The 454-nt window shown below is 59.0% G+C and carries 1 pseudogene; it reads left to right on the forward strand.

Going from position 1 to position 454, the window contains the following annotated elements:
- Window positions 1–39 precede the first annotated feature (39 nt).
- A pseudogene (locus G3I17_RS42430) lies at window positions 40–454 on the forward strand (type I restriction-modification enzyme R subunit C-terminal domain-containing protein); the annotation flags it as partial.

A 454-nucleotide genomic window follows, 5' to 3' on the forward strand; every position in this document is an offset into this window, starting at 1 on the left:
ACCTGCGTTAAGAAACAGTTTTCCTCGCTGGATGACTTCCTGCGCCGCTGGAGCGATGCCGAACAGAAAAAGGTCATCATCGATGAGCTAGCCGCTCAAGGTGTGATGTGGGAAGCTCTGGACGACGAAGTCTCAGCCAAGCGCGGCCAGCCGCTCGATCCGTTCGACCTGATCTGCCATATCGCCTTCGACCAGCTGCCGCTCACCCGCAAGGAGCGCGCAGAGCAGGTGAAAAAGCGCAACTACTTCGCCAAATAATCCGGCGCTGCCCGCCAGGTACTGGAAGCCCTGCTCGACACGTACGCCGACACCGGCGTCGAGCACATCGAAGACATCAAGATTCTTCAGCTGGCGCCATTCAGCCAGATCGGTGCGCCGATTGAGCTGGTCAAGGCCTTTGGCGGCAAACCGGGCTATCAGCAGGCCATTCAGGAGCTTGAGCGACAGCTCTACG

This window comes from Streptomyces sp. SID13031 (genome assembly GCF_010548305.1).
Lineage (GTDB): Bacteria > Actinomycetota > Actinomycetes > Propionibacteriales > Kribbellaceae > Kribbella.